Genomic DNA, 20,757 nt, shown 5'->3' with positions numbered 1-20,757 from the left:
CCGGTGCGGCGCCCCGCGCCGCCGACGGCGGCGCACCGAACCCGTCACCGCCCCGCGCCGTGACGTCCCCGCCCGCCCGACGTCCGACCGCTCGGCACGCGCCCCGGCGCACCGCCCGCGGCCACCGCGTCGGCGAGCACCCGTGCCGACCGCGCCCGCCGCGGCCGCGACCGACCGTGCCGTGCCGCCCTCTGCGGGCGCCCCGTCGAGGGGCTCCCGCAGTCGCCGGTGCCGCACCCCGGCCCCGCGACCGCCCGGTCCCGCCCGGTCCGTGCGCCGCCCGGCGTGCGTGCCGAGCGCGCGGCCCTGCCCGGGGGCCACGGGGGACGCCCGCCGCGGCCGCCCGCAAGGAGCGCCACATGACCCGCCACACCCCCGTCCTGCCCCGCCGTCCCGCCGACCGGCAGGCGCCGCTCGACCTGCACGACGTCGTCGCCGTCGGCACCCGCCGCGCCGTCGAGGTGTGGCTGGAGCAGACGTCCGACCCCCGGGTGCGGGCGGACCAGCTCGCCGACCTGTCCGACGCGCAGGTCCGCGCGCTGGTCGGGCTGCTCGACCCGGCGACCGCCGACGACCTGCTCGGCACTCTCGACCCGCACGCCGCCGCCGAGGTGCTGCACGTGGTCCCGGCGCCCGTCGCCGCGGGCCTGGTCGACAGCCTCGACCCGGACGAGGCGGCCGAGCTGCTCCGCGCCCTGCCCGACGGCGAGCGCGCGGCGGTGCTCGGCGCGATGCGCGTCGCGCGCTCGGCGGTCGTGCGCGGCCTGCTGGCCTGGCCCGACGACTCGGCCGCCGCCCGGATGAACCCGGAGGTGGCGACCGTCCGGCCGACCATGACCGTCCGCGAGGCGGTCGACGCGCTGCGCGCGCAGCCCGAGGCCACCGCGGACAGCGCCGAGGTCTGGGTCACCAGCGGCCCCGCCGCCGAGAGCGGTGCTGCGCTGCTCGGCGTCGTGTCGTTCCGCGACCTGGTGCTGGCGGCCCCCGAGCTGCTGATCGCCGACCTCATGCGCGAGGACGTCGTCACCGTCGAGCCCACCGCCGACCAGGAGCGCGCCGCCCGGCTGCTCCAGGACCACCACCTCGCCGTGCTGCCGGTCGTGGCCGACGGCCAGCTGCTCGGCGTCCTCACCGGCGACGACGTCGCGGACATCGTCGAGGAGGAGGCGACCGAGGACGCCGTGCGCCAGGGCGGCGCGGCGCCGATGGACGTGCCCTACCTGCGGGCGTCGCCGGTGCTGCTGTGGCGCAAGCGGATCGTCTGGCTGCTCGTGCTGTTCGTGACCGCGACGATCACCAGCAGCGTCCTGCGGCTCTACGAGGACGAGCTGGAGACGGTCATCGCGCTGACGCTGTTCGTGCCGCTGCTCATCGGCGCGGGCGGGAACGCCGGCACGCAGATCACCGCGACCGTCATCCGGGCGATGGCGACCGGCAGCGTCCGGCTGCGCGACGCCGGGCGGGTCGTCCGCAAGGAGGTCACGGCCGGGTTCCTCGCGGCGGTGACGATCGCCGTCGTCGGCTGGGTGCGGGCGTGGACGCTCGGCGTCGGGGGCGAGGTCGCGCTGACCGTCGCGGTCGCCGCCGGGGCGATCATCCTGTGGGCGTCGGTCATCGCGTCCCTGCTGCCCCTGCTGCTGCGCAAGGTCGGGCTGGACCCCGCCGTCGGGTCGGGGCCGCTCATCACGACCCTCGTCGACGGCACCGGGCTGGTCATCTACTTCACGGTCGCGCGGTGGTTCATCTCGGCGCTCGGGGGGTGACCCGGGGCGGTCCGGGGCGCGGGCGCCCGTAGGGTGGGCGCCGTGGCGGAGGAGACGGGCGGCGCGGTCGCCGGCGCGGGCGGTGCGGCCGACCCGGCCCCGGCGCCCTCGCCGGTCGAGAGCGTCGACCGGGCGCTGCGGACGCTCGAGGCGGTCGCCGGCGCCGGCCCGGCGGGTGCGAGCCTCGCCGACCTGTCGGCCGCGCTGGGCGTGCACAAGACGACGGTGCACCGCTCGCTCGCCGCGCTTCGGCACCGGGACTACGTCGCCCAGGACCCGGCGTCCGGGCGGTACGGCCTCGGCCCGGCGGCCGTCGGGCTGGCCGACCGGTACTTCGCCGAGGACGACCTGCCCGCGCGGCTGCACGGCGCGCTCGTGGCGCTGTGCGCCGCCACCGACGAGCTCGTGCACCTCGGCGTGCTCAGCGGCGCGCAGGTCGTGTACCTGGACAAGGTCGAGCCGGAGCGCCCGGTGCGGGTCTGGTCCGCGGTCGGCCGACGGAACTGGGCGGCGACGACCGCGCTCGGCCGGGCGATGCTCGCGTTCGGCGACACCCCCGCGGCGGCGCTCGACGGGTACGTGGGCGCCGTCCAGCCGGCCGGCCGCGTGGACGCCGCGCACGTGGCGGACGAGCTCGCCGCCGCGCGCCGCCGCGGCTACGCCGTCGAGGTCGAGGAGAACGAGCCCGGCATCGCCTGCCTCGGCGTGCCGCTGCTGCGCGGGTCGCGCCCCGTCGCCGCGCTCAGCGTGACGGCCCCGGCCGACCGGCTGACCGCGGAGCGCCGGGACGAGGTGCACGCCCGCGTGCGTGCCGTCGTGCCGCCGCTCCTCCCGCCGGGCCTGGCCCTGCCGCCGGCCTGACGGCCCCGCCGACCGCACCCGCCGGTCGCGAGATCGGTGCTTCGCGCCGAGACCGGTCCTCCTGAGCACCGATCTCGACGCGGACCACCGATCTCGCCGCGGATCACCCCCGGCGCGGATCACCCCCGGCGCGGATCACCCCGGGCGCGGCGTCCGGCCGCGCGAGGAGCCGTTGCCCCTGCGGCTCGGCGTGTGCCACGATCGGTGCGCACAGCGCAGCGAGCGTTGCGCACAGCGGAACGAAGGAGTTCGACATGGCGGACGTGCTCGACCGGCTCGCGGCGCACCGGCTGGTGCCGGTCGTCGTCCTCGACGAGGCCCGCGACGCCGGCCCGCTCGCGGACGCGCTCGTCGGCGGCGGTCTGCCCGTCGCCGAGGTCACCTTCCGCACGGCCGCCGCTGCCGACGCGATCCGGGCGATCGCGGACCGGGGCGGCGACGTCCTCGTCGGCGCGGGCACGGTGGTCACCCCCGCCCAGGTCGACGCCGCGGTCGCCGCCGGCGCGGAGTACCTGGTGTCCCCGGGCACGTCCCGCGCCGTCGTCGAGCGCGCGCGCGAGCACGGCGTCCCGGTGCTGCCCGGCGCGGTCACCGCGACCGAGGTCCAGGCCGCGCTGGAGCTGGGCCTGGACACCGTGAAGTTCTTCCCCGCCGGCACCTCGGGCGGCAGCGCCGCGATCGCCGCGCTGGCCGCCCCGTTCGGCGGGGTGCGGTTCGTGCCGACCGGGGGAGTCGGCCCCGGCAACCTCGACCAGTACCTCGCGCTGCCGTGCGTCGCCGCGGTCGGCGGCTCGTGGATGGTCCCGCGCGACCGGGTGCACGACGGCGACCTCGCGGGGGTGCGGACGCTCGTCGCCGACGCCGTCGCGCTGGCGACCCGCCTGCGCCCCTGACGCGCGCACCGCGCGCACCCGACACCCACCACGAACGCCGCGAAGGAGCGTCCCGTGCCCCTGACCACCCGCCCCGCCGCCGAGGTCCGCTACGACGCCGTCTCCCTCGGTGAGGTGATGCTCCGCCTCGACCCGGGGGAGGGCCGCATCCGCACCGCCCGCCAGTTCCGCGCGTGGGAGGGCGGGGGCGAGTACAACGTCGCCCGCGGGCTGCGCCGCGCGTTCGGCCTGCGCACGGCGATCGTGACCGCGCTCGCGGACAACGAGGTGGGCCGGCTGGTGGAGGACCTGATCCTGCAGGGCGGCGTCGACACGTCGTTCCTGCGGTGGCTGCCGTACGACGGCATCGGCCGGGAGGTCCGCAACGGCCTGAACTTCACCGAGCGCGGCTTCGGCGTCCGGGGCGCCGTGGGCGTCAGCGACCGCGGGCACACCGCGGCGTCGCAGCTCGCGCCCGCCGACGTCGACTGGGACCACCTGTTCGGCGAGCTCGGCGCCCGCTGGCTGCACACCGGCGGCATCTACGCCGCCCTGTCCGAGACCGCGGCCGAGACCGTGGTCGCCGCCGTCACCGCCGCGAAGCGGCACGGCACCGTCGTCTCCTACGACCTCAACTACCGGCCCAGCCTGTGGCGGTCGACCGGCGGCACGGCCCGGGCGCAGGAGGTGAACCGGGAGATCGCGCGGTACGTCGACGTGATGATCGGCAACGAGGAGGACTTCACCGCGGCGCTCGGCTTCGAGGTGGAGGGGGTCGACGAGCACCTGTCCGCGATCGAGGTCGACTCGTTCGCCGCGATGATCGACCGGGTGGCGGCGGAGTTCCCGCACTTCCAGGTCATCGCCACCACGCTGCGCACCGTCCGCAGCGCGACCGTCAACGACTGGGGGGCCATCGCGTGGTCCCGCGAGGAGGGCCTGGTCCGCGCCACGCACCGGCCCGGCCTGGAGATCCTGGACCGGGTCGGTGGTGGGGACTCGTTCGCCTCGGGCCTGGTCTACGGCCTGCTCGGCGGACGGTCGCTCGCCACCGCCGTCGAGTACGGCGCGGCGCACGGGGCGCTCGCCATGACCACCCCGGGCGACACGACGATGGCGTCCGAGGCCGAGGTGCTCAAGCTCGCCGGCGGCGGCTCGGCCCGGGTCGACCGCTGACGGTCGCCGCACGACGACGGCCCCGTCCCTCCTCGTGACGAGGGGGACGGGGCCGTCGGTCCTGCCGGGGTGCCCGCGGGGTCGCCGCGCGGCGGGCCCCGGGGGTGGCCCACGGCCGGCCCCGGGGCGTCACGCGTCAGCGCACGTCGTCGTCGACCCAGTCGAACGTCTTCGTGACGGCCTTCTTCCACAGCCGGTACTGCCGGTCGCGCTCGGCGGACTCCAGGTTCGGGGTCCACCGGGCGCCCTCGGCCCAGTTGTCGATGACGTCCTGCTCGCCCTCCCAGTAGCCGACGGCGATGCCCGCGGCGTACGCCGCGCCGAGCGCGGTGGTCTCCGCGACCTGCGGCCGGACGACCGGCACGTCGAGGATGTCCGCCTGGAACTGCATGAGCAGGTTGTTGGCGGTCATGCCGCCGTCGACCTTGAGCTCGGTCAGCGCCACGCCGGAGTCCGCGTTCATCGCGTCCAGCACCTCGCGGGTCTGGAAGGCGGTGGCCTCCAGCGCCGCGCGGGCGATGTGGTTGCGGTTGACGTACCGGGTCAGGCCGACCAGCGCCCCGCGGGCGTCGGACCGCCAGTACGGGGCGAACAGGCCGGAGAACGCGGGGACGAAGTACGCGCCGCCGTTGTCCTCGACCTTGGAGGCCAGGTACTCGATGTCCGGGGCGTCCGCGAACATGCCCAGGTTGTCGCGCAGCCACTGCACGAGGGAGCCGGTGACGGCGATCGAGCCCTCGAGCGCGTACACCTGCGGCTTGTCGCCGATCTTGTACGCCACGGTGGTGAGCAGGCCGTTCTTCGACGGGACTGGCTCGGTGCCCGTGTTCAGCAGCATGAAGTTGCCGGTGCCGTACGTGTTCTTGGCCGTGCCGACCTCGAAGCACGCCTGGCCGAACGTCGCGGCCTGCTGGTCGCCGAGGATGCCGGCGATCGGCACGCCCGGGACGAGGCCGCCCTGGCGGCCGTGCCCGTAGACCTCGGAGGAGGAGCGGATCTCCGGGAGCATCGACAGCGGGATGCCCATCTCGGCCGCGATCTCCTCGTTCCAGGTGAGCGAGTCGACGTTCATGAGCATGGTGCGCGAGGCGTTGGTGACGTCGGTGACGTGGATGCCGCCGTCGACGCCGCCGGTCATGTTCCACAGCACCCAGGAGTCGGTGTTGCCGAACGCGAGCTCGCCGCGCTCCGCCTTCTCGCGGGCGCCCTCGACGTTGTCGAGGATCCACCGGATCTTCGGGCCGGAGAAGTACGTCGCCAGCGGGAGGCCGACGCGGTCCTTGTAGCGCTCGGCACCGCCGCCGAGGGCCGCGAGGTCGTCGCAGATCTTCTGGGTGCGGGTGTCCTGCCAGACGATCGCGTTGTAGACCGGCTGGCCGGTGGTGCGGTCCCACACCACGGCGGTCTCGCGCTGGTTGGTGATGCCGATCGCGGCGACGTCCGAGTAGGTCTTGTTGGCGCGGGACAGCGCCAGGCCGACGACCTCGCGGGTGTTCGTCCAGATCTCGTTGGGGTCGTGCTCGACCCAGCCGGCGCGCGGGAAGATCTGCTGGTGCTCGGTCTGGCCGACGGAGACGATCTGGCCGCTGTGGTTGAAGAGGATCGCCCGGGTGGAGGTGGTGCCCTGGTCGATCGCCATGACGAGCTGCTCGGACATGAGACTTCCTTCGCGTCGGTCTGCCCCGCCCGGGGGCGGGTGGCGGCACCGCGGGGGCGGCGCTGCCGGGAACGGTGCGGCCGGCGGGCCGCGACGTGCGTGCGACGGGGTGCGTCGCGGGGGTGCTGCCGGGGCGCCCGCCCCCGCAGGGGTGAGGGCGGGCGCCCCGGTCAGGGCGCGGGGGTCAGGCCACCCAGCCGATGGTCATGGCCAGCAGGCCGCCGAGGATGCCGCCGACGGCCGGGCCGAGCACCGGCACCCAGGCGTACGACCAGTCGGACGAGCCCTTGCCGCGGATCGGCAGCAGGGCGTGCGCGATGCGCGGGCCGAGGTCACGGGCCGGGTTGATGGCGTACCCCGTGGGGCCACCGAGGCTGGCGCCGATCGCGACCACGACCAGGGCGACGCCGAGCGGGCCGATCTGGGCGGGCGTGTTGCCGCTGATGACCACCCAGAACACCAGGACGAACGTGCCGACGACCTCGGTGAGGAAGTTCCAGCCGTAGGAGCGGAGCTCCGGTCCGGTGGAGAACACCGCGAGCTTGATCGCGGGGTCCGCGTCCTGGTCGAAGTGCTTCTTGTAGGTCAGGTACGCGAGCGTCGAGCCGACCGCGGCGCCGGCGAACTGCGCCGCGATGTACAGGAACCCGTTGACGGCGTTCACCTCGATGCCGGGGGCGAACTCGTCCTTGCCCGCGGCCCAGATGCCCAGCGTCACGGCCGGGTTCAGGTGCGCGCCGGACTGGAACGCCACGTACACGCCGGTGAACACGGCGAGGCCCCACCCGAAGTTGATCAGCAGCCAGCCGCCGCCGAACCCCTTCGTCTTCGGCAGGATCACGTTGGCGACCACGCCTGCACCGAGGAGGAGCAGCACGGTGGTGCCGAGGAACTCGGAGAGGATGGCATCTCCGATCGAGATGGACTCCACAGTCGACCTCTTTCTGACGGACGTCGTTGTCTCGCAGGGTCCCGCCCGGTCGAGGACCGACCGGGCGGGGCGCGGCCGGGGGACCGCTAGGTGGTACTGATCATGTCCCTGCCGGACCGGCGGTGGCAGGGGTGCTCGGCGACGAACCCGGCTTGGTGCCGGGCCGGACCGGGTCCGCGTCGAGCGGCAGCAGCGGCGCGAGGTCCTCCGCGACGTCGCGCGCGGCCTGGGCGGCGGCGTCGTCGGGCTGCTCGGCGGCGGCGAACTCGGCCTGCGCGCGCTGGCGGTAGGCGTCGACCTCGCGGGCGCGGGTGGCGTCGTCCCAGCCCAGCCGCGGCGCGACGAGGGCGGCGATCTCGTCGAGCGCGGCGAGGCCCTTGTCCGCGACCTCGTAGTTGAGGCGGGTGCGGTGCATCAGCACGTCGTCCAGGTGCAGGGCGCCCTCGTGCGTGACGGCGTAGGCGATCTCCGCGCCGATGTACGCGGGGGCCTCGGCGAGCGGCTGGCCGAGCGACGGCTCCTCGTCGACGATCTCGAGCAGCTCGCCCAGCAGGGAGCCGTACCGGTGCAGCAGGTGGTCCATCCGCCCGCGGTCCCAGCCGTAGCGGCTGCCGATGTCGCGGGCCTGGCGCTGCAGCACCTCGAGGCCCTCGGCGCCGACCAGCGGGACCTTGTGCGTGATCGACGGCAGCGTGGTGGCGCGCGAGCCGATCGCGAAGTCCACGGCGTCCTTCGCCATGACGCGGTACGTGGTGAGCTTGCCGCCGGCGATGACCGTCAGGCCGGGGGTCGGGGAGGCGACGGTGTGCTCGCGGGACACCTTGGCCGACGACGTCCCCTCCTTGGTGCCGGGCTGCAGCAGCGGCCGCAGGCCCGCCCAGGTGCCGATGACGTCGTCGCGCGTGATCGGCCGCGACAGCACCGCGTTGGCGTGCTCGATGACGTAGTCGATGTCGGCGCTGGTGGCGACCGGGTGGGTGAGGTCCTGCTCCCAGGGGGTGTCCGTGGTGCCGATCACCCAGTAGCGGGACCAGGGGATGATGAACAGGACCGACTTCTCGGTCTGCAGGATCAGGCCCGTGTTGCCCGCGATCCGGTCGCGCGGCACGACGATGTGGATGCCCTTGGACGCGAGAACCCGCAGGCCGCCCTCGGTGCCGGCGAGCGACTCGGTCTGCTCGGTCCAGACGCCGGTGGCGTTGATGACGTGCCGGGCGCGGACCGTGAAGCGCTCGCCGGTCTCCAGGTCGGCCAGCTCGGCGCCGGTGACCGCGCCGCCGGACGTGGTGGTCAGGCCGATGACCTGGGTGCGGGAGGCCGCGTGCGCGCCGTAGGAGACCGCCGTGCGGATCAGGGTCGAGACCAGCCGGGCGTCGTCGACGCTGGCGTCCCAGTACTGCACGGCGCCGACGGCGGCGTCGTGGCGCAGGTCGGGGAACTTGCGCTCCATGCCCTTGCGGGACAGGTGCTGGTGCAGCGGCATGGCGCGCTTGCGGCCGTTGACGCTGGCGAGCGTGTCGTACAGGGCCACGCCGGCGCCGACGTAGGCGCGCTCCCAGACCCGGTTCTCCAGCGGGTAGAGGAACGGCACGGGCTTGACCAGGTGCGGCGCGAGGTCGCTGATCAGCAGGTCGCGCTCGGTGAGGGCCTCGCGCACCAGGTGGAAGTCGAGCATCTGCAGGTAGCGCAGACCGCCGTGCACGAGCTTGCTGGACCGGCTGGAGGTGCCCGAGGCCCAGTCCTGCGCGTCGATGACGGCGGTGGACAGGCCGCGCGTCACCGCGTCGAGGGCGATGCCCGCGCCGGTCACGCCGCCGCCGATGACGAGGACGTCGAGCTCCGGCCCGCCCTCCGTGGTCGCTCGCAGGGCCGCCAGCGCGTCGTCACGCAGGCGAGGGGTCAGTGCTGCGGTCCTCATGTCAGCTCCATCGCGGTCGTGCTCTCCCGGCCGTCGGTGCCCTGGTCGCGGGTGCTCGTGGCCCCGCAGACTGGGACCTCGGTCCTGTCTGTTCGCTATCGTCGTCACGTCGCGAACAGACGCGCAACCGCAGTGCACGAATGTGCAGGGACCGAGGTCCCGGATCCCGCCGGACGAGGAGGTCGCGGACGATGACCGACCGCGAGCAGGACGTGCTGCGCGCCGCGTCCATGTACTACCTGCAGGACGTCAAGATGGACGTCATCGCGCGGCACCTGCACACGTCCCGGTCGACCGTCTCCCGGCTGCTCAAGCGGGCCCGGGAGACGGGGCTCGTCGAGATCACGCTCCGGCCGTCCAGCACGCGCGCGCCCAGCCTGGGCCGCTCGATCTCCGCGGCGTTCGGCATCGACACCTACGTGGTGCCCGTCCCGGACTCCGGGGAGCCCGCCGACACGCTCGACCAGGTGGCCCGGGCGACCGCACGCCTGCTCGCCTCGTGGTTCGACTCCGACATGATCCTCGGCGTCGCCTGGGGCACGACGCTGGCCGCCGTCTCGCGCCGGCTGCAGCCCAAGGCCACGCACGGCAGCGTCGTCGTGCAGCTGAACGGCGCGGCGAACACCCGCACGTCGGGCATCGAGTACGCCAGCGACCTGATCGCCTCGTTCGGCAGCGCGTTCGGCGCGACCGTGCACCACTTCCCGGTCCCGGCGTTCTTCGACTACCCCGAGACGAAGCAGGCCATGTGGCGGGAGCGGTCGGTGCGCCGGGTGCTCGACGAGCAGGCACGGGCGGACATCGCGCTGTTCTCCGTCGGCTCGGTCACCGGCTCGGTCCCGAGCCACGTCTACTCCGCCGGGTACCTGGACGACGACGACGTCGAGCTGCTGCACGAGCAGTCGGTCGTCGGCGACGTGTGCACCGTGTTCCTGCGCGCCGACGGGTCCTGGCAGGACGTGCCGCTGAACGCGCGGGCGACCGGGCCGTCGCCCGAGCAGCTCCGGCGGATCCCGCGGCGGCTGTGCGCGGTCGCCGGGGACAACAAGGCGGTGCCGCTGCTCGCCGCGCTGCGGGCCGGCACCATGACGGACCTCGTCGTGGACGAGCGGACGGCGGCTCGGCTGCTGGAGCTCGCGCGCAGCGGCGCCGGGGTGCGCGGCCGCGAAACGTCCCGGTGATGCGCGGCTGCTAGCGTCCGCGCGCATGACGGCCCCCACGCCCGACGCCGGGCGCCCCGCGGCGCGGCCCGGGCGCCCCCGAGCCGCGGACGGCCGGGACACCCGCGGGGACGTGCTCGCCGCGGCGGCGGCGCTGTTCAGCAGCGTCGGGTACACGGCGACCTCGACGTACGCCATCGCCGAGCGCGCGGGCGTCAGGCAGGCGTCGATCTACCACCACTTCCGCGGCAAGGACGTGCTGCTGCGGACCCTGCTGCTGGACACCGTCCGCCCGTCGCTCGACCTGGCCGACGAGCTGCTGGACGCGCCCGGCGACCCGGCCGCGCGGCTGTGGGCCCTGTGCGACGCCGACGCCCGCTGGCTGGCGGACGGACCGGTGAACATCGGCGGGCTCATGCAGCTGCCGGAGGTCGAGGGCGAGGCGTTCGCGGAGTTCCGCGCGGAACGCGCGCGGCTGCGCGGCCGGTACGACGCGCTGGTCGCGGCGGTGCTGGGGCGGCCGGAGTCCGCGCGGCCCGCCGAGGCGACGCTGGTGTTCGGGCTGGTCGAGACGGTCATCACGGCCCGGCGCTCCGGCGGGGACGCCGCCGCGCAGCAGGTCGCGCCGCTGGTCGCCGACGCCGCGCTGCGCGTGCTCGGCCTGGACGGCGCGGCGCTGGGCCGGGCGCGCACGGCGGCCGCGGAGCTGGTGGCGTGACGGTGCCGCGCGCGCTCGCGGCGTGGACCGGCGGGCGTCGCCGCTGGTGCGCGTCGTAGGTTGAGGGCGTGACCGACCCCGCCGCACCGTCGTCCCCCGTCGCGCCCGCCCTCGCCTACCGGGTCCGACCCGCGCTCCCGGCGGACGTCCGCGGCATCCGCGACCTGGTGCAGCCGTACGCCGACGAGCGGATCCTGCTCGCCAAGGAGCTGGTCGGCTACTACGAGGCGATCCAGGAGTTCCAGGTCGCCGAGGCCGAGGACGGCACCCTCATCGGCTGCGGGGCGCTGCACGTGATGTGGCAGGACCTCGCGGAGATCCGCACGCTCGCCGTCGCGCGGCAGTGGCGTGGGCGGGGCGTCGGGCACGCGCTGCTCGAGGGGCTGACCGCGCGGGCCCAGGACCTCGGCCTGAGCCGGCTGTTCTGCCTGACGTTCGAGGTCGACTTCTTCGCGGCGCACGGCTGGGGCACGATCGCCGGGCCCGCGGTGCCGCCCGAGGTGTACGCCGAGCTGCTGCGGTCGCACGACGACGGGGTGGCCGAGTTCCTCGACCTGGCGCGCGTCAAGCCGAACACCCTGGGCAACACCCGGATGCTCGTCGAGCTCTAGGCCCCCGCCGGGAGGCGGTAGCGCGGGCGCTCCGGGTCCTCGCCCGGGACGCGCTCGACCAGCCCGTCGACCAGCAGCCCCGCCAGGCACCGCTCCCGCTGGGCGTCGTCCGGCCACACCGCCGCGACCGCCTCGGCCGGCGCGGGCTCCAGCGCCTCGCGGAGCAGCGCCATGATCCGCCCGCGCACCTGCCGGTCCGTCCCCGCCCACGCCTGCGTCCGGCGCCGGTGCGCGTGCAGGTCGCCGGGTGCGCCGGCCAGCCGCCACGCGCACCGGTCCGCCACCGGGCACGCCGCGCACCGCGGCGACCGGGCCGTGCACACCAGCGCGCCGAGCTCCATCGACGCGGCCGCCCACCGCGCGGCGCCGGCGTCGTCCGCCGGCACGAACGCCTGGGCGAGCCGGCGCTCGCCGACCGTCAGCGCGGGGGCCGGCAGCGCGGCGCCCTCCGCCACCCGCGCCAGCACCCGGCGCACGTTGGTGTCGAGCACGACCGAGCGCAGCCCGAACGCGAACGCCCGCACCGCGGCGGCCGTGTACTCCCCGACGCCGGGCAGCGCGAGCAGCGCGTCGGCGTCCGACGGCACCACGCCGCCGTGCCGCTCGACGACGGCCCGCGCGCACTCCTGCAGCCGCAGCGCCCGCCGCGGGTAGCCCAGCCGGTCCCAGGCGCGCAGCACGTCGGCGGGGCCGGCCGCGGCCAGGTCGGCGGGCTCGGGCCACCGCGCGAGCCAGGCGCGCCAGGCGGGCTCGACCCGGACGACCGGGGTCTGCTGGAGCATCACCTCGCTGACCAGCACGCCCCAGGGCGTCCGGTCGGGGTGCCGCCACGGCAGGTCCCGGGCGTGCGCGTCGAACCACGCGAGGACGTCGGCCCGCACGCCCTCGGCGAGCGCGGGGTCCACGGCCGCCGCGCTCGCGGTCGCCGGGTCCACGCCCGGAGCGTCGACGGAGGAGGGAGGCACGCCGCACATCCTCACCCCTCCACCCGCGTGTCCGCGAGGCGGTCACCCGGGGTGGGGCGGCGCCGGGTTAGCGTGGGCGGCAGTTCGAGCGGAGGGACCGGGACATGGGCGTGCTGCGGCCGGAGGGCTCGCTGCCCGCGCGCGTGTACTGGGTCCGGCGCGCCGTCGTCGTGCTGGTCCTCGTGCTGGTCGTGGTGCTCGCGTTCCTCGGCGTGCGGGCGCTGCTCGGCGGGGGCGACGACGACGCGGCCACGCCGACCGGGGGCTCGACGGAGCAGGCGCCGACGTCCGAGGAGACGACCGAGGGAACCCCCGCCTGCGAGCCCGGAGCCGTGGGGCTCGAGCTGGCGGCGGACGCGACCACCTACGCCGCCGGCGTGCTGCCGACCTTCACCATCCGGATCACCAACACCGGCGACGTGGACTGCCTGCTCGACGCGGGCGACGCCCAGCGCCAGGTGCTCATCACCTCGGGCAGCGACCGGATCTGGGCGAGCACCGACTGCGCGACGGGCGAGACCCTGCAGCTGCTGCTCGCGCCCGGCCAGGTCGACGAGCGCCAGGTCCAGTGGGACCGCACCCGGTCGGTCGAGGGCTGCGCCCCGGACCAGCCCGCCGCGCAGCCGGGGACCTACCAGGCCGTGCTCGCGCTCGGCGGGGTCAGCACCGAGCCGGTGGTGTTCGGCCTGGAGTGACCCGCGGGGCCACGCCCCGGGTCAGACGTAGCGCTCGAGGATGCTCGACTCCGCGAGCCGCGACAGCCCCTCGCGCACCGCGCGGGCGCGCTGCTCGCCGACGCCGTCCACCGCCATGAGGTCGTCGATGTTCGCCGCCAGGAGCTTCTGCAGCCCGCTGAAGTGGCCGACCAGCCGGTCGACGATCGCGGCGGGCAGGCGCGGGACCTTGGACAGCAGCCGGTAGCCGCGGGGGCCGGTGGCGGCGTCCAGCATCTCGACGCCCGACGGCAGGCCCAGCTCTCGGGCGATGAGCGCGAGGTCCAGCAGCTCGGTGGAGTCGAGCGCGGCGAGCGAGGCGGCGATGGCCTCCCCGTCGCGGCGGGACGAGTCGAGGTAGTCGCGGATGACCAGCTCGCTGTCCGAGCCGATGCCGCCCGTGAGCTCGTCGAGCTGGAGGGAGAGCAGGCGGCCGTCGGTGCCGAGCTCGACGACGTAGCCGGCGATCTCCACGGAGATGCGGCGCACCATCTCCTGACGCTGCACGACGACGCACACGTCGCGGACGGTGACGAGGTCCTCGATCTCGAGCGCCGACAGCGTGCCGCTGACCTCGTCGAGCCGGGCCTTGTACCGCTCCAGCGTCGCGAGCGCCTGGTTGGCGCGGGACATGATCGCGTCGGCGTTCTCCAGCACGTGCCGCTGCTCGCCGACGTACAGGGCGATGATCCGCATGGAGGCGGACACCGAGATCACCGGCAGCCCGGTCTGCTTCGCGACCCGCTCGGCCGTGCGGTGCCGGGTGCCCGACTCGGACGTCGAGATGGTCGGGTCCGGGAGCAGCTGCACGGCGGCGCGCAGGATCCGGCGGGAGCCGGGGTCCATGACGATCGCGCCGTCCATCTTGGCGAGCTCCCGCAGCCGGGTGGCGGAGAACTCGACGTCGAGCTCGAAGCCGCCGGAGCAGATGCTCTCGACCGTGGCGTCGTGCCCGAGCACGATGAGCGCGCCGGTGCGGCCGCGCAGGATGCGCTCCAGGCCGTCGCGCAGCTCGGTGCCGGGCGCGACCGCGGCGAGCGTGTGCCGCAGCAGGTCGTCGGGCGGCGTGGTGGTGGGCACGGCGCGATCCTACGGGCCGCCGGCGACGCGCCGCGTGCGGTGCGCGCCCCGCGGACGTCGCGATTCGGTCACGGTGCGGTGCCGGGGCCTGTCGGTGGCGGCCGTTAGCGTGACGGCCGTGTCGACCACCACCTCCTCCCGGACCGCCCGGCCCGCGTTCCGCTGCACCGAGTGCGGCTGGACGACGTCCAAGTGGGTGGGCCGGTGCGGCGAGTGCCAGACCTGGGGCTCGGTGTCCGAGGACACCGGCCCGGGCGGGGCGGCGCCGCGCACCGCGGTCATGGTGCCCCTGCGCGGGGCGGCCCGGCCGATCGCGGAGATCGACGTCGAGGCGGCGCGCGCCCTGCCGACCGGCGTGGGCGAGCTCGACCGCGTCCTCGGCGGCGGGCTGGTGCCCGGCGCGGTGGTGCTGCTCGCGGGCGAGCCCGGCGTCGGCAAGTCGACGCTGCTGCTCGACGTCGCCAGCCGCGCCGCGACCGGCGGGCGGACGGTCCTCTACGTGACGGGGGAGGAGTCGGCCGGCCAGGTGCGGCTGCGCGCCGAGCGGATCGGGGCGCTCGCGGACACCCTGCTGCTCACGGCCGAGACCGACCTCGGCACGATCCTCGGCCACCTCGCGCAGACCGAGCCCGACCTGCTCGTGCTCGACTCGGTGCAGACGGTGGCGTCGTCGGCCGTGGAGGGCTCGCCGGGCGGCGTGGCCCAGGTGCGCGAGGTCGCTGCCGCGCTCATCTCGGCCGCCAAGGAGCGCGCGCTGCCCGTGCTCCTCGTCGGGCACGTCACCAAGGACGGGTCGGTCGCGGGACCGCGCACGCTGGAGCACCTGGTGGACGTGGTGTGCCAGTTCGAGGGCGACCGGCACTCGCGCCTGCGGCTGCTGCGGGCGACCAAGAACCGGTTCGGCCCGACCGACGAGGTCGGCTGCTTCGACCTGACCGAGACCGGCATCGTCGGCCTGGCCGACCCGTCGGGGCTGTTCGTGTCGCACGAGCGGCACCACGTGCCCGGCACCTGCGTCACGGTGACCCTGGAGGGCCGCCGCCCGCTCGCGACCGAGGTGCAGGCGCTGGTCGCGCCGTCGATGCTCAGCAACCCGCGCCGCACCACCAGCGGCGTCGACGGCAGCCGGCTCGCGATGGTGCTCGCGGTGCTGCAGCGGCGGGCGGGCCTGAAGGTCGGCGACCAGGACGTGTACGTGTCGACCGTCGGCGGCGCCCGCGTCGTCGAGCCCGCCGCGGACCTCGCCCTCGCGCTGGCGACCGTCAGCAGCCGGGAGAACGTCGCGCTCCCGCCGCGGCTCGTCGCGATCGGGGAGGTCGGGCTGGCCGGGGAGATCCGCCCGGTGACCGGCACCGCGCGCCGGCTGGCGGAGGCGGCGCGGCTCGGGTTCACGCACGCGGTGGTGCCCGCGGGGTCGCTCGAGAAGGGCCAGGCCCCCGAGGGGATGCGGGTGGCGCAGGCCGCCGACCTCGGCGAGGCGGTGCGGCTCACGCGCGCCGACACCGCGCGGGTGCAGGCGCGCGCCGAGGGCTGACACCGCCGGCCCGCCGCCGCCCGCCGCCGGCCCGCCGCGGCCCCCGGGGCGGCCGTCGTGACCCCCTTGCGGGCGGACTGAACGCGCGTTTAGTCTGCTGAACATGCGTTCAGCCACGGCCGACGACGACCTCACCGCCCGCGCCCGGATCCGCGACGCCGCCCTGCTGCGGTTCGCCCGCGACGGGTTCGGCGCCGGGCTGCGCGCGGTCGCCGCCGACGCCGGGGTCAGCCCCGCGCTGGTCATCCACCACTTCGGGTCCAAGGACGGGCTGCGGGCCGCCTGCGACACCTACGTGCTGGACCGCATCCGGTCGCAGAAGGAGGCGTCGCTGACCACCGAGACCCCGCGGGAGTCGATGGCGCACCTGTCCGACCTCACCCGGTACGGCCCGGTGTTCGGCTACGTGGTCCGCAGCCTGGCCGCCGGCGGGGAGCTCGCGTCCCGGTTCGTCGACGACATGGTCGCGGCGACGGAGGACTACCTGGCGCTCGGCGTCGCGGCGGGCACGGTGAGCCCGTCGGTCGACCCGGCCGGGCGGGCCCGGTACCTGGTCGCGCAGAGCGTCGGGCTGCTGCAGCTGGCGCTCATCGACGCCGAGGCGGGCCGCGCGCCCTCGCCGACCCTCGACCCCGTCGCGGCGTTCACCGCGCTGTCCCGCTGGGCGGTCGTCCCGGCGATGGAGATGCTGACCGAGCCGCTGCTCACCGACCACGGGCTGCTGGCGGCGGCGATCGACGAGCTCGCCCGGGAGGAACCATGACCACCACCACCGACGCCGTCGCCGTCCGCGGCCTGGTGAAGACGTTCGGCCGCCGCCGGGCGCTCGACGGCCTCGACCTGTCCGTCCGCACCGGCGAGGTGCACGGCTTCCTCGGCCCGAACGGCGCGGGCAAGTCGACGACGATCCGGGTGCTGCTCGGCATGCTCCGCGCCGACGCGGGCGAGGCCCGGGTGCTCGGGGCCGACCCGTGGCGGGACGCGGTGGCTCTGCACCACCACCTCGCCTACGTGCCGGGGGAGGTCGACCTGTGGCCGAACCTGACCGGCGGCGAGGCGATCGACCTGCTCGGCCGGCTGCGCGGCGGGCTCGACGCGCGGCGGCGCGCGGACCTCGTCGAGCGGTTCGAGCTGGACCCGACGGTGCGGGTCCGGGCGTACTCGAAGGGGAACCGGCAGAAGGTCGCGCTGGTCGCCGCGCTCGCGGCCGACGTCCCGCTGCTCGTGCTGGACGAGCCGACCAGCGGGCTGGACCCCCTGATGGAGGCCGAGTTCCAGCACTGCATCCGCGAGGCCGCGGGGGCCGGGCGCACGGTGCTGCTGTCGAGCCACATCCTCGCGGAGGTCGAGGCGCTCTGCGAGCGGGTCACGATCATCCGCGCGGGTCGTGCGGTGCGGTCCGGGACCCTCGACGAGCTCCGCGGGCTGACCCGGACCGCCGTCGTCGTCTCCCTGCGGGACCCGGACGCCGCGCTCGCCGCGCTGCGCGACGCGCCGGGGGTCCACGAGCCGGCGGTCGCCGACGGGCACGTGCGCCTCGACGTCGACGCCGAGGCGCTGGACGACCTGCTGGCGCTGCTCCCCCGGTTCGGCGTCCGGGGCGTGACCGCGCACCCGCCGACGCTCGAGGACCTGTTCCTGCGCGAGTACGGCGAGGCCGTCGGGAGCCCCCGGTGACCGCCGTCGCCGCGCCGGCCGGCCGCCCCACGGCACCCGTGGCGCGGCGCGCGACCGACCGCTGGGCCGGGACCGGCGCGCTGGTGCGGGTCGCCCTGCGGGTCGAGCGGGTGCGGCTCCCGGTGTGGCTCGTCGCCGTCGCCGGGCTCACCGCCGTGTCGGCCGCCTCGGAGGCCGACCTGTTCCCGACGCCGGAGTCCCGGGCGGCCCGCGCCGAGCTCATGCGGTCGCCGGCGGCGGTCGCGCTGGGCGGGCCGGGATACGGGCTGGACGACTACACGATCGGCGCGATGGTGGCGAACGAGCTCGGCGCCTGGGTCGCCCTGGCGCTCGCGGTGCTGTCGGTGCAGCTGGTCGTCCGGCACCTGCGCGGGGCGGAGGAGTCGGGCCTCCTGGAGGTGGTCCGCTCGACGCCCGTCGGCCGGGACGCCCCGGTGCTCGCGGCGGTCGTCGTCGTGACCCTCGCGGACGTGGCGATCGGGCTGGCGCTCGCGGCGGCGCTGGCCGGCACGGGGCTGCCCGCAGCCGGGGCGCTCGCGTTCGGGCTCGGCTGCGCCCTGGTCGGGCTGACGTCCGGCGCGACGGCGGCCGTCGCCGCCCAGCTGGTGCGGCACGCCCGCACGGCGTCGATGCTCGGGCTCGCGGCGATCGGGGTCGGGTTCGTGCTGCGCGCGGCCGGCGACGTCCGCGCCCCGGAGAGCGGCAGCGTCCTGAGCTGGCTGTCGCCGTTCGGCTGGTCGCAGGCCACCCGGGCGTGGGTCGACGAGCGGTGGTGGCCGCTCGCGCTGCCCGTGCTCGCGTCCGCCGCCGCGTTCGGTCTCGCCGCGCTGCTGGCGGAGCGCCGCGACCTCGGCGACGGCCTGCTGCCCGAGCGCACCGGGCGCGCGCACGCCTCGCCGCGCCTGACGGGGATCGCGGCCGTGACCCTGCGCCGGCTGGGCGGGGCGCTCGCCGGGTGGGCGGCGGGGGTCGTGGCGATCTGCGCCCTGGTCGGCGTGCTGGCCCGGGAGGTCGTGCAGTTCATCGAGGACGAGCCCGCGCTCGCGGCGTTCTTCCCGGAGGGCCCCGGCGGTGCGGGGGAGGCGGCGCTGTCCCGGTACCTGCTGGTGGCGGTCGCGCTGGCCGCCGCGGCGGGCGTGCAGGGCGTGGGCGCGGTCCGCGCGGAGGAGGCGGCCGGGCGCGCGGCGCACGTGCTCGCGGGCCCGGTCGGCCGGGTGCGGTGGCTGGGCGCCCAGCTCCTGGTCGTCCTCGGCGCCGCGGCGGGGATGGTGCTGCTCGGCGGGCTGGTGATGGGGCTCACGGCGGCGAGCACGCTGGACGACCCGTCGCTGGTCGGCCGGCTCGTCGGCGCGGCGTTGGCGCAGGTGCCGGCGCTGTGGGCCGTCACCGGCGCGGCGGTCCTGGCGCTCGGGGTCGCCCCGCGCGCCTTCGGGCTCGCCTGGGCCTACCTCGGCTACGTGGCCCTGACCGCGATGCTCGCCGGGGTCCTGCCCGACGGCAGCGACGTCGCGTCCCCGCTCCGGTACACGCCGGCGATGCCCGCGGACCCGGTGGACTGGCCGGCGCTGGGCGTCCTCGCGGCGCTCGCGGCCGCGCTGGTGGCCGGCGGCGTGCTGGCCTTCCGGCGGCGCGACCTGCTCGCCTGACCGCGCCGGTCCACCGGGACCCGGTGCCCGGCCGCTAGGCTGCCGCGGGACCTCCGGGCCGGTCCGCGGCATCGCGACCCGGCCCGACCGGAAGGCTTGCAGGGAGTGCGTGCATGAGTGACACCGACGGGCGCTTCGCGCGCCGGGACCCCGGCACGCCGGCGACGGGCGTCGGCCGGTTCGGCGGCGACCGGCCGGCGTGGCCGAGCCTGAGCGGCGGTGACGGCGACGCGGGCGGGACGGGTGCCGGCGGTGCGGGCCCGGCGGCCGCCGGTGGTCCCGCGGTCCCCACCGCGGGCTGGACCCCCGCCGGCGCGCCCGCGGGTCCCGCGGCCCCGGTCCCCGCTCCCGCGGCACCCGGCGCCCCCGTCCCGGCCGCCTCGGACCCCGTCGAGCCGCCCAGCCGGCGAAGCCGCCGGTTCGCCGCCGCCGACGGGACGGCCCCGGCCGCCCCCGTCGACCCCGCCGAGCGCACGGCCGCCCTCGCCCGGGCGGACGCCGCGCTGCAGGCCGGCGAGGAGCAGGCGCGGACCGCCGCCCTCGCCCGGGCAGCCGCCGCCATGGAGGCCGCGGGCGGCGCCGCGGCCACGGACCCGGGTGACGCGCGGGTGGACGACGCCGCCGACGCCGGACCCGCGCGCGGCCGGAGGCGCTGGGTGCTGGTCGGCGCGGTGGTCGCCGCCGTGCTGGTCCTCGCCGGCGGGGGCACGGCCTGGTTCCTCACCCGGGACTCCGGCGGCGGCGCCGCGGCCCCGCCGGACGTGGTGCTGCCGTCGCCGACCAGCTCGGTCGAGCCCGTCGCCCGGCCGGCCACCACCGCGTTCGCGGGCGCGCTGCCGACGACCCTGCTGCAGTACGCCCTCGCGTCGTCCGCCGACGACGAGGCCCTGCTCGCGCAGAACGCCGTCGAGGCGTACGCCGAGACCTACACGGACGGCGCCGACGGCACCGTCTCGGTGCAGGCCGGCCAGTGGGAGACCCCCGAGCAGGCCGCCGCGGTGCTCGCTGCCGTCACCGGTGCGCCCGCGACGGCGGAGCCCGCGGCGGACTCCGGGACCGAGGGCGCCGCCGACGCCGCGACCGACGACGCGGAGGGCGACGACTCCGCGGACGCGGCCGCCGGCGGCCCGATGGTGCTGCTCCAGGACGAGGTCCTCGTCGACGGCGCCCCGGTGGGGACCGTCACCGTGGTCGACCAGGGCGACGGCACCGGCGTCGCGATGTGGAGCAACGGCACCACGGTGTTCGTCCTGCGCGGCCCGGCGTCCGACATCCGCAACCTGTACGCCGCGTACCCGCTCTGACCCGCCGCGGCGGCCCCGCGTGCCGGTGAGGTGGCCGCCGCGCGGGTCCGCCCGCGCCGAGGGGGTACCCGACGCGTCGAGCGAGTAGTCGGCGACTGCTCGCTCGACGCGTCGCCTGCTCGTTCGGTGCCCGGGGCGGCGCTGCGCGGGCGCGCCCGGGCCGCGTGGGGT

Annotated in this window: 18 protein-coding genes; 13 read left to right on the top strand and 5 right to left on the bottom strand. The window is 76.5% G+C overall.

Features of this window, described 5'->3' with window-relative positions; translation table 11 throughout:
* The first annotated feature begins 359 nt into the window (after positions 1–359).
* From mgtE to FS882_RS00325, 4 genes are all read left to right on the top strand, one after another.
* Positions 360–1,763: a magnesium transporter gene (mgtE, locus tag FS882_RS00340; protein WP_158369691.1), complete on the top strand. Its 1,404-nt coding sequence runs from the start codon at positions 360–362 to the stop codon at positions 1,761–1,763.
* Positions 1,764–1,805: 42 nt separating this feature from the next.
* On the top strand, positions 1,806–2,624 hold the full coding sequence (locus FS882_RS00335) for an IclR family transcriptional regulator (protein WP_158369689.1): 819 nt from the start codon (positions 1,806–1,808) through the stop codon (positions 2,622–2,624).
* Between the two features lie 254 nt (positions 2,625–2,878).
* Positions 2,879–3,517, top strand: coding sequence for a bifunctional 4-hydroxy-2-oxoglutarate aldolase/2-dehydro-3-deoxy-phosphogluconate aldolase (gene eda / locus FS882_RS00330; RefSeq protein ID WP_158369686.1), 639 nt, complete (start codon positions 2,879–2,881; stop codon positions 3,515–3,517).
* A gap of 54 nt (positions 3,518–3,571) precedes the next feature.
* Positions 3,572–4,672, top strand: a complete 1,101-nt coding sequence (locus tag FS882_RS00325; RefSeq protein WP_158369684.1) for a sugar kinase — start codon at positions 3,572–3,574, stop codon at positions 4,670–4,672.
* Positions 4,673–4,808: 136 nt separating this feature from the next.
* Here FS882_RS00325 and glpK read toward each other — a convergent pair whose 3' ends face one another.
* The 3 genes from glpK to FS882_RS00310 all read right to left on the bottom strand — a co-directional run bounded on the left by glpK (position 4,809) and on the right by FS882_RS00310 (position 9,178).
* The gene (gene glpK / locus FS882_RS00320; protein WP_158369682.1) at positions 4,809–6,329 is read right to left on the bottom strand and encodes a glycerol kinase GlpK; all 1,521 of its coding nucleotides are present in this window, start codon (positions 6,327–6,329) and stop codon (positions 4,809–4,811) included.
* A 184-nt stretch (positions 6,330–6,513) separates the two neighbouring features.
* Positions 6,514–7,251, bottom strand: a complete 738-nt coding sequence (locus FS882_RS00315) for an MIP/aquaporin family protein (RefSeq protein WP_158370371.1) — start codon at positions 7,249–7,251, stop codon at positions 6,514–6,516.
* A gap of 109 nt (positions 7,252–7,360) precedes the next feature.
* Positions 7,361–9,178: a glycerol-3-phosphate dehydrogenase/oxidase gene (locus FS882_RS00310; RefSeq protein ID WP_158369680.1), complete on the bottom strand. Its 1,818-nt coding sequence runs from the start codon at positions 9,176–9,178 to the stop codon at positions 7,361–7,363.
* Between the two features lie 191 nt (positions 9,179–9,369).
* Here FS882_RS00310 and FS882_RS00305 point away from each other — a divergent pair, with 191 nt between their 5' ends.
* From FS882_RS00305 to FS882_RS00295, 3 genes are all read left to right on the top strand, one after another.
* Positions 9,370–10,359, top strand: coding sequence for a sugar-binding transcriptional regulator (locus FS882_RS00305; protein ID WP_158369678.1), 990 nt, complete (start codon positions 9,370–9,372; stop codon positions 10,357–10,359).
* Positions 10,360–10,384: 25 nt separating this feature from the next.
* Positions 10,385–11,056, top strand: a complete 672-nt coding sequence (locus tag FS882_RS00300; RefSeq protein ID WP_158369676.1) for a TetR/AcrR family transcriptional regulator — start codon at positions 10,385–10,387, stop codon at positions 11,054–11,056.
* A gap of 68 nt (positions 11,057–11,124) precedes the next feature.
* Entirely contained in the window at positions 11,125–11,667 is a 543-nt protein-coding gene (locus FS882_RS00295; protein WP_158369674.1) for an amino-acid N-acetyltransferase, read from the top strand.
* Here the strand turns inward: FS882_RS00295 and FS882_RS00290 are convergent.
* Positions 11,664–12,602, bottom strand: coding sequence for an A/G-specific adenine glycosylase (locus FS882_RS00290; protein WP_410053253.1), 939 nt, complete (start codon positions 12,600–12,602; stop codon positions 11,664–11,666). The two genes, FS882_RS00295 and FS882_RS00290, sit on opposite strands and share 4 nt — an antisense overlap.
* 134 nt (positions 12,603–12,736) lie before the next feature.
* Between FS882_RS00290 and FS882_RS00285 the strand changes: the two genes are divergently transcribed.
* The gene (locus tag FS882_RS00285) at positions 12,737–13,327 is read left to right on the top strand and encodes a hypothetical protein (protein ID WP_158369670.1); all 591 of its coding nucleotides are present in this window, start codon (positions 12,737–12,739) and stop codon (positions 13,325–13,327) included.
* A 21-nt stretch (positions 13,328–13,348) separates the two neighbouring features.
* Here the strand turns inward: FS882_RS00285 and disA are convergent, their stop codons facing one another.
* Complete coding sequence (gene disA, locus FS882_RS00280) at positions 13,349–14,425, bottom strand: DNA integrity scanning diadenylate cyclase DisA (RefSeq protein WP_158369668.1); 1,077 nt, start codon at positions 14,423–14,425, stop codon at positions 13,349–13,351.
* 118 nt (positions 14,426–14,543) lie between these two features.
* On the opposite strand from disA, the gene radA reads away from it, so the two are divergent.
* The 5 genes from radA to FS882_RS00255 all read left to right on the top strand — a co-directional run bounded on the left by radA (position 14,544) and on the right by FS882_RS00255 (position 20,586).
* The gene (gene radA / locus FS882_RS00275) at positions 14,544–15,959 is read left to right on the top strand and encodes a DNA repair protein RadA (protein ID WP_262347961.1); all 1,416 of its coding nucleotides are present in this window, start codon (positions 14,544–14,546) and stop codon (positions 15,957–15,959) included.
* Positions 15,960–16,062: 103 nt separating this feature from the next.
* A complete protein-coding gene (locus tag FS882_RS00270) occupies positions 16,063–16,722 on the top strand; it encodes a TetR/AcrR family transcriptional regulator (RefSeq protein WP_187365051.1) in 660 nt (219 codons plus the stop codon).
* Positions 16,719–17,636, top strand: a complete 918-nt coding sequence (locus FS882_RS00265) for an ABC transporter ATP-binding protein (protein ID WP_158369662.1) — start codon at positions 16,719–16,721, stop codon at positions 17,634–17,636. The genes FS882_RS00270 and FS882_RS00265 overlap by 4 nt, the downstream gene beginning before the upstream one ends.
* Entirely contained in the window at positions 17,633–19,282 is a 1,650-nt protein-coding gene (locus tag FS882_RS00260; protein WP_262347960.1) for an ABC transporter permease, read from the top strand. The genes FS882_RS00265 and FS882_RS00260 overlap by 4 nt, the downstream gene beginning before the upstream one ends.
* Positions 19,283–19,395: 113 nt before the next feature.
* Entirely contained in the window at positions 19,396–20,586 is a 1,191-nt protein-coding gene (locus FS882_RS00255; protein WP_158369660.1) for a hypothetical protein, read from the top strand.
* Positions 20,587–20,757: the final 171 nt, after the last annotated feature.

Source organism: Cellulosimicrobium cellulans, assembly GCF_007679345.1.
In the GTDB taxonomy this organism is placed as follows: domain Bacteria; phylum Actinomycetota; class Actinomycetes; order Actinomycetales; family Cellulomonadaceae; genus Cellulomonas; species Cellulomonas cellulans_A.
This window is presented reverse-complemented; position numbering and strand designations above follow the sequence as displayed.